Source organism: Mycolicibacterium sp. XJ879 (assembly GCF_053483935.1).
In genome coordinates, this window is sequence record NZ_JBEFTH010000008.1 from 200,548 (window position 1) to 216,451 (window position 15,904).

11 protein-coding genes are annotated in these 15,904 nt (G+C 68.0%); 2 read left to right on the forward strand and 9 right to left on the reverse strand.

Annotation, left to right across the window (positions count from 1 at the left end; all coding sequences use genetic code 11):
- Window position 1: 1 nt before the first annotated feature.
- From ABQF13_RS18755 to ABQF13_RS18785, 7 genes are all read right to left on the reverse strand, one after another.
- On the reverse strand, window positions 2-859 hold the full coding sequence (locus tag ABQF13_RS18755; protein ID WP_448394277.1) for a TIGR03619 family F420-dependent LLM class oxidoreductase: 858 nt from the start codon (window positions 857-859) through the stop codon (window positions 2-4).
- Window positions 856-1,488, reverse strand: a complete 633-nt coding sequence (locus ABQF13_RS18760; RefSeq protein WP_448394278.1) for a PaaI family thioesterase — start codon at window positions 1,486-1,488, stop codon at window positions 856-858. The genes ABQF13_RS18755 and ABQF13_RS18760 overlap by 4 nt, the downstream gene beginning before the upstream one ends.
- Window positions 1,489-1,497: 9 nt before the next feature.
- Window positions 1,498-4,473, reverse strand: coding sequence for a bifunctional [glutamine synthetase] adenylyltransferase/[glutamine synthetase]-adenylyl-L-tyrosine phosphorylase (locus ABQF13_RS18765; protein ID WP_448394279.1), 2,976 nt, complete (start codon window positions 4,471-4,473; stop codon window positions 1,498-1,500).
- A gap of 31 nt (window positions 4,474-4,504) precedes the next feature.
- Window positions 4,505-5,845 (reverse strand): type I glutamate--ammonia ligase, encoded by a 1,341-nt coding sequence (gene glnA / locus ABQF13_RS18770; RefSeq protein ID WP_448394280.1) that lies wholly within the window; start codon window positions 5,843-5,845, stop codon window positions 4,505-4,507.
- A 61-nt stretch (window positions 5,846-5,906) separates the two neighbouring features.
- A complete protein-coding gene (locus ABQF13_RS18775) occupies window positions 5,907-7,436 on the reverse strand; it encodes an alpha/beta hydrolase (protein ID WP_448394281.1) in 1,530 nt (509 codons plus the stop codon).
- A 77-nt stretch (window positions 7,437-7,513) separates the two neighbouring features.
- The gene (locus ABQF13_RS18780) at window positions 7,514-9,028 is read right to left on the reverse strand and encodes an alpha/beta hydrolase (protein WP_448394282.1); all 1,515 of its coding nucleotides are present in this window, start codon (window positions 9,026-9,028) and stop codon (window positions 7,514-7,516) included.
- Between the two features lie 45 nt (window positions 9,029-9,073).
- Window positions 9,074-10,465 (reverse strand): WS/DGAT/MGAT family O-acyltransferase, encoded by a 1,392-nt coding sequence (locus ABQF13_RS18785; RefSeq protein WP_448394283.1) that lies wholly within the window; start codon window positions 10,463-10,465, stop codon window positions 9,074-9,076.
- A gap of 160 nt (window positions 10,466-10,625) precedes the next feature.
- Here ABQF13_RS18785 and panB point away from each other — a divergent pair, with 160 nt between their 5' ends.
- On the forward strand, window positions 10,626-11,459 hold the full coding sequence (gene panB / locus ABQF13_RS18790; RefSeq protein ID WP_448394284.1) for a 3-methyl-2-oxobutanoate hydroxymethyltransferase: 834 nt from the start codon (window positions 10,626-10,628) through the stop codon (window positions 11,457-11,459).
- On the opposite strand, the gene ABQF13_RS18795 is transcribed toward panB, so the two are convergent.
- Both ABQF13_RS18795 and ABQF13_RS18800 read right to left on the reverse strand, forming a co-directional pair.
- Entirely contained in the window at window positions 11,456-12,235 is a 780-nt protein-coding gene (locus ABQF13_RS18795) for an enoyl-CoA hydratase/isomerase family protein (RefSeq protein WP_448394285.1), read from the reverse strand. The genes panB and ABQF13_RS18795 overlap by 4 nt on opposite strands.
- Window positions 12,236-12,244: 9 nt before the next feature.
- Window positions 12,245-14,053 (reverse strand): fatty acyl-AMP ligase, encoded by a 1,809-nt coding sequence (locus ABQF13_RS18800; protein ID WP_448394286.1) that lies wholly within the window; start codon window positions 14,051-14,053, stop codon window positions 12,245-12,247.
- A gap of 118 nt (window positions 14,054-14,171) precedes the next feature.
- Here ABQF13_RS18800 and ABQF13_RS18805 point away from each other — a divergent pair, with 118 nt between their 5' ends.
- Entirely contained in the window at window positions 14,172-15,671 is a 1,500-nt protein-coding gene (locus tag ABQF13_RS18805; protein ID WP_448394287.1) for a CYTH and CHAD domain-containing protein, read from the forward strand.
- The last annotated feature ends 233 nt before the right edge of the window (window positions 15,672-15,904 follow it).

The window sequence follows — 15,904 nt, forward strand, 5'->3', positions numbered from 1 at the left end:
CTCAGTCGAGCGCGAGGTCCTTGCGGAACTTGCGCATGCCGTCGATCTTCTCGGCCAACGACGCCTGCGGTCCGCTGTAGAACATCCACGGCATCGTGATGATGCCGGTGATGCCGTTGGCCGCCGCGTGCTCGTAGTGCTCGGGGGTGAACGCGTCGGTCAGCGGGGTGATCACCGTGAAATCGTCCATCGACAGCCCGTTTTCGGCCCGATGCTGCCTCAACCGCTGGACGCGTTCGATGGCGCGCTCGGTGGTGATCAGGTCGCCGATCCAGCCGTCGTGGCGCGCCGCGCGGCGTAACGCGATGTCGGACAGCCCGCCGACGTAGATCGGGATCGGCGGCGGCGACGGCTCCATCTCCAGCCGGGGCGTCTGATAGAACTCCCCGTCGAACTCCGTATAACCGGGCTTCCAGAGTTCCTTCATCAGCGTCAGCATCTCGTCGGTGCGCTTACCGCGCCGCGCGAACTGCTGGCCCATCAACGTAAATTCCTCTTCACACCAGCCGACGCCGACGCCCAACTCCACGCGGCCCTCGGCCAGCACTGCTGCCGTGCCGATCGACTTCGCCGCCGAGTACGGGTCGCGCATAGCGGGCAGATACACCGTGGTGACGAACCGCACCCGCGAGGTGACCAGGGCCAGCGCGCCGATCAGCACCCACGCGTCCGGCCAGTCGGTGAACGGTTCCCACCTTCGGCGTCCGTCCTTGGTGTACGGATACGGCGTCTTCAGTGTCTCGAGGTTGACGACATGGTCCGGCACACCCAAACCCTCGTATCCGAGATCGTCTGCAGCCTTGGCGATTTCGACGGCCTCACGGGTGTCGAGAAAGGCCAGGCTGACATAAAAGTTCATCCGGCGTCCCTGGCCCACGCCGGCACGATGAAGATGCCTTCGGCCTCCACAGTGGTGCCCTCGGCGGCGCTGAGCGAGCCGCGCGCATAGGTCTTGGCGCCCTCGACCCTGTCGACGTACGCTTCGGCGCGCACCGGCCCCAGCGGGGTCCCGCGCAGGTACCGCAGCGTGATGCTGCCGGTGAACTTCGGTTTGACGAGCGCGTCGGTGGCCGCTTCGCCGAGGATGTGGTCGAGCACCAGCGCGCAGATGCCGCCGTGCACCCAGCCCGGCGGCCCCTCATAGGCGATCCCCAGATTGAACTCGCTCCAGCACCGCCCGTCGTCCTCGTGGTGGATCTCCATCGGCGGAGCGATCGCATTGTGAAGTCCGACGGCGGGATTGGCCAGCGGCAGCGGTCGACCGGTGCTCTCGTCCATCAACGTGGTGGCGGAGCGCTGCTTGCGTTCGAGCATCTCGGTGGCGGCTTCGATCGCCGACTGCGCGTCGCGCACGGTGTTCTCGTCGACGTCGGTGTGCACGCCCGCGGAGATGAGTCGGCGCAGCGACTCGGCCAGCGGTCCGTACAGCGAGCGCAGCCGATCGTACTCCTGCGCGGTCACGACGTCGTATCGGAATTCCATGCTCATCGGCGCTGCCTATCCATCAAAGACCTTTCGTACCACTGCTTTTGCCCGGCGGGTCACCCGCAGGTAGTTGTCCAGGAACTCACCGCCGTCGTCGCTGTCCCAGCCTGCGGCCACCGCGACGGCGTTCAGCTGCCTGCCGGGACCGGGTAGTTGGTCGGTCGGCTTACCGCGCACCAGGACCAGCGCGTTGCGCGCGCCGGTGGCCGTCAGCCACGCCTGCCGCAACAGGTCCACGTCGCCTTCGGCGATCAGCTCGGCCGCGCCGATGGCGTTGAGCGCCTCCAGCGTCGAGGTGGTGTGCAGGCTGGCAACCTCGTGCGCGTGCCGCAGTTGCACAAGCTGCACCGTCCACTCGATGTCGGCCAGCCCGCCGCGACCCAGCTTCGTGTGGGTGTTGGGGTCCGCACCGCGCGGCAACCGCTCGGCGTCCACGCGGGCCTTGATCCGCCGGATCTCGCGGACGTCCTCGGCGGACATCCCGCCCGCCCGATACCTGATCTTGTCGACCATCAACAGGAACCGCTCGCCCAGATCGAGGTCGCCGGCGACCCGATGGGCGCGCAGCAGCGCCTGCACCTCCCACGGCTGCACCCACTGCGAGTAGTACGCCTCATACGACGCGAGCGTGCGCACCAGCGCACCGTTGCGGCCCTCCGGGCGCAGTGCGGCGTCCACCTCCAGCGGCGGGTCGGCGCTCGGTGAGCCCAGCAGGGCCCGCAACTGTTCGGCTACCGTCGTCGCCCAGCGCACGGCGACCGAATCCTCAACTCCTTCTTCGGCTTCGCATACGAACAGCACGTCGGCATCGGAGCCGTAGCCCAACTCCGCACCGCCCAGGCGACCCATGCCGATCACCGCGATGCGTGCAGGCGCCACACCGTCGCGCGTATTCGCGCGCATCACCGACACCAGCGCGGACTGCAGCACCGCCACCCACACCGAGGTCAGCGCCGCGCACACATCGGTCACCTCGAGCATGCCGAGCAGATCCGCCGAGGCGATCCTGGCCAGCTCGCGACGACGCAGGGTGCGTGCGGCGGCGATCGCCCGCTTCGGGTCGGGATGCCTTCCGGCAGAGGCGATCAGCGCGCGCGCCACCCCCTCGGGGTCGACGTCGCACAGCTTGGCTCCGTTCGGGCCGTCGGCGTATTGCTGGATGACCTCGGGTGCGCGCATCAACAGTTCGGGGATGTAGGCCGAGGTGCCCAAGACCTTCATCAGCCGCTTGGCGACGGCACCTTCGTCGCGCAGCGTCGCCAGATACCAGCGGTGCTCGACGAGCGCCTCGGAAATCCGCCGGTAGGCCAGCAGCCCACCGTCGGGGTCCGGTGTGTCGGACAGCCAGTCCAGCAGCGTCGGCAGCAGCACCCGCTGCACCTGACTGCGCCGCCCGCCGCCTGCGGTCAGCGCCCCGAGGTGAGCCAGCGCGCTCTGCGGGCCTTCGTAACCCAGTGCGGCAAGCTGACGTTCGGCGGCCGCGGGCGTCATGCCTTCCTCGAGACCGGGTGCCGCTCCGCTGACCGACTCCAGCAGCGGTTGGTAGAACAGCTTGGCGTGCAACCGCGACACCCGCATGCTCTGTCGCTTGAGCTCTTCGCGCAGCACCCCCAGCGCGTCATGTCTGCCGTCGGGACGGACGTGCGCGGCCCGGGCCAGCCAGCGCAGCGACTCGTCGTCGTCCTCGTCGGGAAGCATGTGGGTGCGCTTGAGACGCTGCAGCTGCAGCCGGTGCTCGAGCAACCGGAGGAACTCGTATGAGGCGGTCAGGTTGGCGGCGTCGTCGCGGCCGACGTACCCGGCGGCGCCCAGCGCCGCCAACGCGTCCACGGTCGAGGCCACCCGCAGGGATTCGTCGTTGCGGCCGTGCACCAGCTGTAGCAGCTGCACGGCGAACTCGACGTCGCGCAGGCCCCCAGTGCCGAGCTTGATCTCGCGGGTGCGCACCCCGGCGGGCACCAGCTCCTCGACGCGTCGTCGCATGGCCTGCACCTCGGACACGAAATCCTCGCGCTCGCAGGCGGTCCACACCATCGGCATCAGCGCGTCGACGTAGGCCTGGCCGAGTTCGGCGTCGCCCGCGGCGGGTCTGGCCTTCATCAGCGCCTGAAACTCCCAGGTCTTGGCCCAGCGCTGGTAATAGGCGATGTGGGAGTCCAGCGTGCGCACCAGCTGGCCGTGTTTACCCTCCGGCCGCAGCGCGGCGTCGACTTCGAAAAAGGCGTCCGCGGCAAACCGCATCATCTCTCCGGCGACCCGGGTGGCAGCGGCGAGGTCCGTTTCGTCGTTGGCGGACACGAAGATGACGTCGACGTCGCTGACGTAGTTCAGTTCGCGCGCACCGCATTTGCCCATCGCGATCACGGCTAGCCGCGGCGCCTCGTTCGGGTCCAGGCCCACCGCGGCGATCCCTACCGTCAACGCGGCGCCCAGCGCGGCGTCGGCCAGATCCGACAGGTGCGCCGCGACCGTCGTGAACGGCAGTACGGGTTCGTTCTCCACGGTGGATGCGAGGTCTAGGCCAGCCAGCACGAGCAGCCGGTCCCGGTACAGCGTGCGCAACGGTTGCAGCGCAGCCGTTGTGTCCGTGAGCTTTTCGGCCAGCGACCCGAATTGGTGGCGCAGTTGCTCGGCCGTCGGCAACGTCACGTCGCCGGCCAGCAGCCGCCAGGAGTCCGGGTGGGCGACGAGGTGATCGCCGAGCGCAAGCGACGACCCCAGGATGCTGAACAGCCGGCCGCGCAGGGCACGGTCGGTCAGCAGCTGCTCGTTGAGTTCGGCCCAGCCGACCCGCACCGCGTCGGCCAGCCGCACCACCGCCTTCAGCGCCGTGTCGGCGTCGGGTGCGCGCGACAGCGACCACAGCAGATCGGTGTGCCCGTCGGTGTTCCAGCCCAGCCGATCCAGATCGGCCGGCGCGGACGGTTCGACCAGTCCTAGCCGGCCGACGCTGGGCAGCTTCGGACGCTGCGTCGCTGGTTTGGCCACGGCTTGACGTTAGCGCAAGCGCGTTGAGCAGCTACAGGGACAGATACGACTTCAGCTCATACGGCGTGACGTGGCTGCGGTAGTTTTCCCACTCGGCGTGCTTGTTGCGCAGGAAGTAGTCGAAAACGTGCTCGCCCAACGCTTCTGCGACCAGCTCGGAGTTCTCCATCTCGGTCAGCGCCATGCCGAGGCTCGATGGCAGTTCCTGGTAGCCCATGGCGCTGCGTTCCTCAGAGGTCAGTGTCCAGACGTTGTCCTCGGCCTCCGGGCCCAGCACGTAGTCCTTTTCGATACCACGCAGCCCGGCGGCCAGCAGCACCGCGAAGGTCAGGTACGGGTTGCACGCGGAGTCGGGGCTGCGCACCTCGACGCGTCGCGAGGACACCTTGTGCGGGGTGTACATCGGCACCCGGACCAGCGCCGAACGGTTGGCCGCACCCCACGACGCCGCCGTCGGCGCTTCGCCGCCGTGCACCAGCCGCTTGTAGGAGTTCACCCACTGGTTGGTGACCGCGCTGATCTCGTTGGCGTGCTCGAGGATGCCCGCGATGAACGATTTGGCCACGTTGGACAGCTGCAGCGGATCTTCGGGGCTGTGGAACGCGTTGACCTCGCCCTCGAACAGGCTCATGTGGGTGTGCATGGCCGAACCGGGGTGTTCCCCGAACGGTTTGGGCATGAAGGTGGCGCGCACGCCCTCGCCCAGGGCGATCTCCTTGACGACGTAGCGGAACGTCATGACGTTGTCGGCCATCGACAGCGCGTCGGCGTAGCGCAGGTCGATCTCCTGCTGGCCGGGTGCGCCTTCGTGGTGGCTGAACTCCACCGAGATGCCCATCTGCTCGAGCGCGTCGATGGCGTGGCGGCGGAAGTTGGGGGCGGCGTCGTGCACGGCCTGGTCGAAGTAGCCGCCGTTGTCGGCGGGCACCGGCGGGCTTCCGTCGTTCTCACCGGGTTTGAGCAGGAAAAACTCGATCTCCGGATGCACGTAGCAGGAGAAGCCCAGGTCACTGGCCTTCGACAACTGCCTGCGCAGCACGTGGCGCGAGTCCGCCCACGACGGTGAGCCGTCGGGCATGGTGATGTCGCAGAACATCCGCGCCGAATGGTGATCGCCCGAACTGGACGTCCACGGCAGCACCTGAAACGTCGACGGGTCCGGGCGGGCGACCATGTCGGCCTCCGACACCCGGGCGAAGCCCTCGATCGCCGAACCATCGAAGCCGATGCCCTCTTCGAAGGCCCCCTCGAGTTCGGCGGGCGCGATGGCGACCGATTTGAGGTATCCGAGCACGTCGGTGAACCACAACCGGACGAAGCGGATATCGCGTTCTTCCAGCGTGCGCAGCACGAATTCCTTCTGCCGATCCATGTCCGCAGCGTAGGTCCGAGCTGTTAACTCTGTGTTACACGGGCGCTGCGGATGTGCGCGGTCAGCACCGCAGGCCGTCGGGCGGGACCGTCAGGTCGACCAGGTAGTTCACCACCGCAGTGTCCACACACGCGTCGCCGTTGAACACCACTGTGTGCTGGGTGCCCTCGAACGTGATCAACGGCGCCTGCAGCTGACGCGCCAGGTCGACGCCGGCCTGGTACGGCGTGGCCGGATCGCCGGTGGTCGACACCACCACGGCCTTGCCGGGGCCGGGTGTGGACGCGGGCCGCGGCGACGACGTCGGCGGCACCGGCCACATCGCGCACAGATCACGCGGCGCGAACCCGGTGAAGGCGCCGTAGGCCATGAACGGCGCCACCTGCCGGATCTGGGCGTCGGCCGCCACCCAGGACGCGGTGTCGGTCGGGTACGGCGCATCGACGCAGCGGATGGCCAGAAACGCGTCCTGCTGGTTGCTGTAGTGCCCTGACTTGTCGCGGCGGTGGTAGTCGTCGGCCAACAGCAGCAGATCACCGGCGTCGGTGCCACGCGCCAATCCCAGCAGCCCGCTGGTCAGATACGTCCAATACCGCTGGGAGTAGAGCGCGTTGACCGTTCCGGTGATCGCGTCGGCGTAGCTCAGGCCGCGTGGATCCGAAGTGTAGGCCGGTCGCTGCGCCAACGGGTTCACCAACTGGCGGTAGCGGGCGACGAACTGCGTCGGGTCGGTGCCCAGCGGACAGCCCGCCGACTGCGCGCAGTCCGCCGCATACTTCTCGAAAGCCTCTTGGAAACCGGCCATCTGGCGGATCCGGGCGGCGATCGGGTCCAGCCCGGGGTTGACCGCGCCGTCGAGCACCATCGTGCGCACCCGGTCGCCGAAGTGTTCGGCGTAGGCCGTGCCGAGCTGGGTGCCGTAGGAGAAGCCCAGATAGTTGATCGCGTCTTCGCCGAGGGCGGCGCGCACGACGTCCATATCGCGTGCCGCCGACGCGGTGCCGACGTTGGCCAAAAAGTCGGTGCCCATCTTGTCGACGCACATCTGCGTGAGCTGTGCGTACAGCTGCTCGATGCGTGCGACGCCCGCCGGGCTGTAGTCGACCATCGGTTCGCGGCGGAAGGCGTCGAACTCGGCGTCGGTGCGGCAGCGCAACTGCGGGGTGGAATGCCCGACGCCGCGGGGGTCGAAGCCGACCAGATCGAAGTGCCGCCCGATTTCACTGCCGGCCAGGGCGGCTCCCATCCCCGCGACGGTGTTCACTGCCGACGCGCCAGGACCGCCGGGGTTCACCATCAGCACGCCGATCCGGTCGCCGCTGGCCGGTATTCGGATCACCGCCAACTGCGCTTGGGCCGCTTGCGGATTGGCCGCCTCATCCCAGTCGACGGGCACCGCGACCGTGGCGCACTGCGCGGTCGGGATCGCGCTGGTGTCGGTCACCCACTGCTGGCAGCCACCCCAGACGGGCGACTGCCCGTAGTGCGCGGCGGTCTGACCCGGCGGCGCCGCCGAGGCGTTCGGGCACGCCAACATCGCCGTCAGCACAGCAACGCCCAGCAACCGGCCCACCCGCCACATGGCAGCCATCGTGGCATGGCGGCGGGGCGACGATCGCAGCCGCGATCCAACGGTGACCGTGATGTGATCTGGTGGGGCCCCCCGGATCAGGAACAGCGGGCACCTTCTGGTGGCAGCTCCAGGTCGATCAGGTAGCGGGCGGCGATGTCGTCCACGCACTTGTCACCCTGAAACACCACCGTGTGCTGGGTGCCCTCGTAGGTGAGCATGGTGCCGCCGAGCTGTTTGGCCAGCTCCTCACCCGCCTCGTACGGTGTGGCCGGGTCGTTGGTGGTCGACACCACCAGCACCGGGGGCAGCCCGTCGACCTCGATCTCGTGGGGTTCGCTGGTCGGCGGCACGGGCCAGAACGCGCAGGTGCTCAGCGGGGCGTGCCCGGTGAACTCGCCGTAGCTCAAGAACGGTGCTGCCTCGCGGACCCGCCGGTCCTCCTCGACGACTTTGGCCCGGTCGGTCACCGCGGGTTTGTCGACACAGTTGACCGCCACCCGCGCGTCGGTCGAGTTGTTGTAGTGGCCGTTTTGGTCGCGGCCCATGTAGAGGTCGGCCAACGCCAGCATGGTGTCGCCGGTGCCGTCCTCCAGCTCGCTGAGCGCCTGGGTCAGGTGACGCCACAGGTTCGGCGAGTACAGCGGCAGGATCGTGCCCACGATCGCATCGGAGTAGCTCAGACCCCGCGGGTCGCGGGTCTCGGCCGGCTCCTGCACCAGCGGGTCAACCAGGCTGTGGTACACCTCGTTGGCCTTGGCGGGATCGTCGCCCAGCGGGCAGTCCGGTCCGGTGGCCGCGCAGTCGGCGGCGTAGTCGTCGAACGCGGTCTGGAAGGCCTTTGCCTGGCGGACGTTGGCCTCGACAGGGTCGGCGTTGGGGTCGACGGCTCCGTCGAGGATCATCGCCCGCACCTTGTCCGGATAGTTCTCGGCGTACGTCGCGCCGATCCGGGTGCCGTAGGAGTAGCCCAGGTAGGTCAACTTCTCGTCGCCGACGGCTTCGCGGATGGCGTCGAGGTCCCTGGCCACGTTGTCGGTGCCGACGTTGGCGAGGAACTCCTCGCCCATCTTGTCCACGCAGCGCTGTACGAACGCCTTGGTCTCCGCCTCGATTTCGGCGACGCCCTCCTCCGAGTAGTCGACCTGCGGGTCGGCGCGCAACCGGTCGTTGTCGGCGTCGGAGTTGCACCACAACGCCGGCGTGGAGTTCGCCACCCCGCGCGGGTCGAAGCCCACGATGTCAAAGCGTTCCCGGACCGACTCCGGCAGCGACGACGCGACGCTGGCGGCGGCCTCAACCCCGGACTCCCCAGGGCCGCCCGGGTTGATGACCAGCGAACCGATCTTGTCGCCGGTGGCCGGAAACCGGATCAGCGCGATCCGGGCGACGTCCCCGTCGGGTTTGTCGTAGTCGACCGGCACCGACAACATCCCGCATTCGGCGCCCTGGGGCACCCGTGACTCCGCGCCGCCCTCCAACTGGCACGGCTCCCACTGCACCGGCGTGCCGGGCCTGGGCACCGCGATGACGGCGCGTCCGTCGACCGTCGTGCTGCATCCGGCGACGAGGAGCAGCGTTGCGGTCGCGAGGACCCCGATCCTGAGTCTCATGGCACAACATGCTGCCATGACCCCGAATATGTCCTGGCTGGACGGCTATCGGGTGGCGGCGAGCAACTCGTCGAGCGCGGCCTTGAAATCATCAGCCATATCCCACAGCTCGGGCAGCAAGTCGGGGCACGACACGATGCCGACGTCGAGCTTTCCGGTCAGCGACATCACGGTGATGTTCAACCCGGAGCCGTGGAAGATCGGCCCCAACGGATACATCGCTTTGGCCTCACAGCCCAGGTAGTACAGCGGCACCTGAGGGCCGGGCACGTTGGAGACGACGAGGTTGTGCACCGGCCGGGCCCCGCTGAGTCGGCTCGCGGCGTACACCCGCATCGCCGCGCCGAACACCGCAGGGGCGGCGAACTGTGTCCAGTCCTGCAGCAGCGTTGCCCCGATCGCCGAACTGTGTTGTTTGGCAACCGAATTGGCCTCGGCAATGGACTTGAGCCGTTCGGCTGGGTCCTTGATGTGGGTTTCCAACCGGGAGAACAGGCCCGACACCTGGTTGCGGCCCGGCCGGTCGGATTTCTCGTGCACCGAAACCGGCACCATCGCCACCAACGAATGCTCCGGCAGCGCGCCGCGGTCGTCCAAGAACTTGCGCAGCACACCGGAGACCAGCGCCAGCACCACGTCGTTGACCTTGACCTCGAAGTGGTTCTTCACCGTCTTGATGTCCTCGAGGTCGAGTTCGGCGAACGCGATGTTGCGATGCGCGGTGACGTTGGCGTTGAAGACCGTCCGCGGGGCCGAGAACGGGGTCGCCATGGTCAGCCCGGAGCGGGCGCGCCGCACGGTGTCCACCACCGACGTCACCGTTTCGGGCACCGCGTTGACGAGCTTGAGCGGCCGGGTGGCGAAGCGGAGCGCGCCGCTGACGGCGATCTCGAGTCCGCTGGCGTCACCGGATCCCTCGACGGGCTCCGGCGCGGGTGCGTCGGGTTCGGTGCTGCACAGCTGCGACATCATGCTGGCGCCCGTCACCCCGTCGACGCCGGCGTGGTGCACCTTGGTCATCACCACCAGGCGCCCGCCCTCGTACGGGTCGGTGCCGTCGATGTTCTCGATCACCCACTTCTCCCACAGCGGTCGGCTGCGGTCGAGCGGCAAAGACGCGATGTGGCCGCAGATTTCGGCGAGTTCGCGGCGTCCACCCGGTCCGGGTAGGCCGATGCGGTGCAGGTGGTGGTCGACGACGAAATCGCGGTCCTCCACCCACACCGGGTGGTCGAGGTTGAACCGGCTGTCGGCCAGCTTCTCGCGGAACTGCGGCATCGCCTTGATCCGCTCGCTCAACTCCTCGCGGAACCGCTCGAACGTGTAGCCGCCCGGCATGGTCGACGTATCGAGTTCCAGGATCGAGCACACATGCAGTGGCTGTGTGGCGGTTTCGAGATAAAGGAAGCTGGCGTCGAGGCCGCTGAGCCGCTGCATGCCGCCGATCGTAGGCCGGTCAGGGACGGGTGTGAGGAAATCCACTCAACCCGTCTTTTAACTTTCCGCGCCCGCAGTGGCAGACTGACAGGGTCAGACGAAACCCGGGGACCGTTTCGGCCTCGAGGATTCGACCCGACCCACCCACTAGGGGACAACGATGTCTGAGCAGACCGTGTACGGCGCTGCCTCCGCACCGCGGACCAAAACGCGCATTCACCACCTTCAGAAGTGGAAGGCCGAAGGCCACAAGTGGGGCATGTTGACGGCCTACGACTACTCCACCGCAGCCATATTCGACGACGCCGGCATCCCGGTGCTGTTGGTCGGCGATTCGGCGGCCAACGTCGTCTACGGCTATGACACCACCGTGCCGGTGACCATTGACGAGCTCATCCCGCTGGTGCGCGGCGTGGTGCGCGGCGCCCCGCACGCGCTGGTGGTCGCCGACATGCCGTTCGGCAGTTATGAGGAAAGCGCTTCCCTGGCCCTCCAGAGCGCCACCCGGTTCCTGAAAGAGACCGGCGCGCACGCGGTCAAGCTCGAGGGCGGTGAACGCGTGGCCGAGCAGATCGCGACGATCAGCGCGGCGGGCATCCCGGTGATGGCGCACATCGGTTTCACCCCGCAGAGCGTCAACGGGTTGGGCGGCTTCCGCGTTCAAGGCCGCGGCGACGCCGCCGAGCAGACCATCCACGATGCGATCGCGGTGCAGGAGGCCGGTGCGTTCAGCGTCGTCATGGAGATGGTGCCCGCCGAGTTGGCCACCCAGATCACCGGCAAGCTGACCATCCCCACCGTCGGTATCGGCGCCGGACCCAACTGCGACGCCCAGGTGCTGGTCTGGCAGGACATGGCCGGGCTCACCAGCGGCAAGACGGCCAAGTTCGTCAAGCGGTTCGGCGAGGTGGGTGCCGAATTGCGCCGCGCCGCAACGCAGTACACCGACGAGGTGGCCAGCGGAGAGTTCCCCGCCGACGAGCACTCGTTCTAGGCGAACTCCGCTTTCCGTTTAGCAAGGAACGCGTCGACACCTTCGCGGCCGTCGGCGGACCCGGCCCGTTCGGCGATCAGCCGGCTCTCGTGCTCCATCTGCTCCTCGAGGCCGTTCTTGAAGGTGCTGAGCAGCAGTTGTTTGACTCCCCCGTTTGATCCGGCGCAGGTGGCGGCCATCTGCTCGGCGAGCTGCGCTGTCCGGTCGGCCAGTTCGGCGTCGGCGACGACCTCCGTGACCAGACCCCACTGCGACGCCTCCTGCGCGGAAAGCGTGCGGTTGGTCAGCATCAACTCCTTGGTCTTGGTGATGCCGATCAGCCGCGGCAGGAAATAGGAGGCGCTGCCGTCGGGGCTGAGCCCGACGCGGGTATAGGCCATCGTGAACGACGCGGACTCGGCGGCCAGGACCAGATCACCGGTAACGGCGACGGAGAACCCGGCTCCCGCGGCGGTGCCGTTGACCGACGTGATCAGCACGGCGTTCATCCGCGCGAAGCTCGAGATGGCGCGGTGCAGGTCGTCGGCGACACCCTTGACGTGCTGAGCGCGGTCGGGCGCGGTGGCGAAGTCCTTCAGATCGCCTCCGGCGCAGAAGAAACGTCCCGACCCGGTGAGGACCACCACCTTGGTGGCGTCGGTGTCACAGCGTTTGGCGACGTCAGCCAACTCGCGAGTCATGGTCCCGCTCATGCCATTTGCCGCGTCGGGCCGGTTCAGCGTGATCTGGGTGATGGCCCCGGACTGCTCGAACTTGATGGTCTCGTATTCGCTCACCCCTGGACTTTAACCGGCAACGGGTCCCAGCTTGCCGTCCAGGTACTCGGTCCGGCACGCGCGGCGCGCCAGCTTGCCGCTGGTGGTCCGCGGAATTGTGCCTGCCGCAACCAGTTTCACATCTGCCACCCGCAGCGCGTGATGGCGTGACACGGCTGCGCGGATCGCCTCGACGATCGGTTCCGGATCGGCCTTGCCGGCGCCGGGGGCGCGCTCCGCCACGATCACCAACCGTTCACCGGTCCCGTCGGGCACCCCGAACGCGACCACAAAACCGGCACGCACCGCAGGCGATACCGCCGCCGCGGTGGCCTCCAGATCCTGCGGATAATGGTTGCGGCCGTCGACGATGATCATGTCCTTGATGCGCCCGACGATGAAGAGCTCACCGTCGAGGTACATGCCCAGATCCCCAGTACGCATCCAGTACGCGCCCGCCGGAGCGCCTTCGGCGTGGCTGGCATCCAGCCGCGACTCCAGCTTGTTCTGGAATACCGATTGGGTCTGGTCGGGACGGCCCCAGTAGCCGCGACCCATGTTGGCGCCCTGCAGCCAGATCTCACCCACGTGACCGTCGGCCAACTCGGCGCCCGTGTTCGGGTCGACGATGACGGCCCACTGGCTGCGCGCCACCCGGCCGCACGATACTTGGGGCACCGCGTTTTCGGCGTCTGCTGCCACTTCGACGGCACGCCCGTCGCCCAGGTGCTCACGGTCGAGGTAGACCACCTTGGCCTCGGCCTCGGGGTCGATCGTGGAGACGAACAGGGTGGCCTCGGCCATGCCGAAGGACGGCTTGATGGTGGTGGGCGCCAGACCGTAGGGGCCGAAGGTTTCGTTGAACTTCTCGATCGAGCCGATGCTGACCGGTTCGGAGCCGTTGATCAACCCGCCGACGTTGCTCAGGTCGAGATCTTCACCTTTGGGCGGACGGCCGCGCTGCGCGGCGAGCTCGAAGGCGAAGTTCGGCGCGGCGGCGAACGTGCGACCGTACTTGGACTCGGCGGCGAGCTCGCGGATCCAGCGGTAGGGCCGACGCACGAACGCCATCGGTGACATCAACGTGAGCTGCCCGCCGCACAGCGCCGGGAACATCACCATCAGCAGGCCCATGTCATGAAACAGCGGTAGCCAGCTGACGCTGCGGATGTCGCGGTCCAGCCCAACCGACAGGATCATCTGCACGACGTTGGTGCACACGGCCCGGTGGGTGATCTCCACACCGGCCGGTGTGCGGGTGGAGCCGGAGGTGTACTGCAGGTACGCGATGTCGTCGGTGCCCGCGGCGACGGGCGCGAACAGCTCGCCCACGGAGTCGGGCAGCGCGTCGACGGCGATGACACGGGGCCGCCGGTGACGCGAGACCGTCTCCAGGGACTGGTGCACGGCTTCTGCGCCCTCGGTGGTGGTCAGCACCACCGTCGGTTCGGAGTCGCTGATCACCGCACGCAGCCGTTCGGCGTGTCCGGGCAGTTCGGGGGCGAACAGCGGCACCGCGATATTGCCTGCGGCGATCGCCGCGAACAGGCCGACCACGTAGTCGACACCCTGAGGCGCCAGGATCGCCACGCGGTCCCCTCGTTCGGTGACCTGCTGAAGGCGTGCTCCGACGGCGCGCAGCCGGACGCCCAGGCGGTTCCAGCTCAACTCGATTGGCCTGCCGTCGGGATTCCCGCGGTAGTCGAGATACCGGAAGGCGACCGAATCGCCCAGATCGGCGATGTTGCTCTCGAGATATGACGTCAGCGTGGCGCCGTCGGGAACGACAATATGGCCCTCGGAGTCCAGGTATTCCTCGATCGATCCTCCAAGTTTCATAAGCACAGTCTAAGACTGTAAACATGCTCTAAGGTCCATTTGTCTGTGAAGGCTGTCACGGATACCCCGCTGCGGGACGTAGACGCGCAGGTCACGCCGATATGGCACGCTGATCGGTGTGGCAGCCAAATCCGACCGCTACACCGAGGTCGAGCGCAAGTTCGACGTCCGCGAATCGACGGTTTCGCCGTCTTTTGACGGCCTGGCGATGGTCGCGCGTGTCGAGCGCAGGCCGGCGCACACGCTGGACGCCGTGTACTACGACACGCCGGAGCGCGCTCTCGCGGCGCGCCGGATCACCCTGCGTCGGCGCACGGGCGGTTCCGACGAGGGCTGGCACCTCAAGCTGCCTGCAGAGAAGGGGGCGCGCACCGAGGTGCGCGCACCGCTGGGCGCGTCCACCGACGAGGTGCCCGATGAACTGCGCGACACGGTGGCGGCGATCGTGCGCGACCGCCCGCTGGCGCCCGTCGCGCGGATCACGACGAACCGAGCGGTCGATTACCTCGTCAGCGCAGACGATGCGGTGATCGCCGAGTTCTGCGACGACGACGTCACTGCGTGGGCGGCCGGGAGTGACGATGAACAGCGCTGGCGCGAATGGGAGATCGAACTGGCCGAAGGCGCTGGGGACGACGGCTCCGACCTGCTCGACCGGCTTGCCAACCGGCTGCTCGACGCCGGCGCGGAGCCGGCGGGACACGGCTCGAAGTTGGCACGGGCACTCGCCAGCGCCCAGCCCCACGACGACGAGCACACCGACGACCGGGGTGCACGCGATCCGCTGCACCAGGCGGTCGCCGAGCAGATCGAGCGGCTGCTGGTGTGGGACCGCGCGGTGCGCGACGACTCGTACGACTCGGTGCACCAGATGCGGGTGGCGACGCGCAAGATCCGCAGCCTGTTGCAGTCGGCCAAGGATGCGTTCGGTGTCGCCGACGGCGCACCGAACGCCTGGCTTCTCGATGAGCTCAGGGCGCTGGCCGGGGTGCTCGGCGTGGCCCGCGACGCCGAGGTGCTGGCCGAACGCTACGAGCGCGCACTCGACGACCTGCCCGAGGAGTTGGCGCGCGGACCGGTGCGCGAACGGTTGGTCGAAGGCGCCAGGCGCCAGTACCAGGCGGGTCTGCGGCGCTCGCTGCTGGCGATGCGCTCACCGCGTTACTTCAGGCTGCTCGCGGGGCTGGAGGAGTTGGTGGCCGCCGAACCCGCACAAGACGGTGCTGAGCAGAAGCCCGCGACCACCATAGACGCCGCGTACAAACGTGTCCGCAAGGCGGCCAAGGCGGCTCGCAAGGCGACCGAGGACGACAAGGATGAGGCACTGCACCGAATCCGCAAGGGCGCCAAGCGTCTTCGCTACTCGGCGGCCGCCACGGGTGCCGACAAGGTGTCCGACCGCGCGAAGGCCATCCAGTCCCTGTTGGGCGATCACCAGGACAGCGTCGTCAGCCGCAACCATCTGAGCCGCCAGGCCGACGCCGCGCACGCCGCAGGCGAGGACACCTTCACCTACGGTCTGCTGTTCCAGCAGGAGGGTGAACTGGCGCGTCGCTCACGCGATCAACTCGACGATGCGCTGAAGAAACTGGACAAGGCGGTGCGCCGGACGCGCTGACCCCGCAGGGCGGATGAGTTGGCCTGTAAGCCGGATTATGACCCCTTGGCGTTTGCATTCGCGGGCTGTGTTGGTTGATCCGAAAAGGGCAGTTCAGAGTGTTGGCTCTGTTGGTGGTCGGTGACGGCTGCTGGACTTACTGCGGACGGCCTGCGGACGACTACCGGTGCCCCGCACCTGCACCCAGAAGGTTTCGCCCTGTCGCTGAACGTCGCCGCCCGACCCGCCCGTTC